Source organism: Helicobacter sp. MIT 14-3879 (assembly GCF_003364125.1).
Genome location: NZ_NXLP01000184.1, coordinates 1 through 599 on the forward strand (window position 1 = coordinate 1; position 599 = coordinate 599).

Sequence of the window (599 nt, forward strand, 5' to 3'; positions counted from 1 at the left end):
TTACATTAAAACTTCTTCTTATTCACATCTTCTAATATCTTTTGTGCAATAGAATCTACAGCATTACTGATGTCTTGTGAATGATTAGCTATTTCTACATTTTGTTGTGTTACAGATTCTAATTGAGAAACTGCTTCATTGATTTGTGTAATGCCTTGTGCTTGTTCTTTAATAGATTCTGCCATGTCATTAATGCTTTGCACTAAGATATTAGTATTTGCCTCTATTTCTCCTAAACTCTTTTGTGTTCTCTCTGCAAGCTTCCTTACTTCATCAGCTACGACTGCAAAGCCTCTGCCATGTTCTCCTGCTCTTGCCGCTTCAATAGCAGCATTAAGAGCTAATAAGTTGGTTTGGTCTGCTATGTCTCTGATAATGCCAATGACATTCTTAATGTCTTCACTTTGTGCAATCACTTCACTTGTTCTGCCTGAAACACTTTGCATAGACGAGGTAATCTCTTCTATGGCAGTAGCAGTTTGTTCTAATGAGCTTGCTTGCTTATTAGAAGATTCTGAAAGAGTAGAAACAGCCTCTTCTAACTCTTTAGATTTAGATTCTAATTCTTTAGCAAAGTTAGCAGAAGTATGAAGCATTTT

The 599-nt window shown here is 35.7% G+C and carries 1 protein-coding gene; it reads right to left on the minus strand.

Annotation, left to right across the window (positions count from 1 at the left end):
- Positions 1-5: 5 nt before the first annotated feature.
- The coding region (locus tag CQA44_RS12260; RefSeq protein WP_258865051.1) for a methyl-accepting chemotaxis protein at positions 6-599 on the minus strand (594 nt) is incomplete at its 5' end.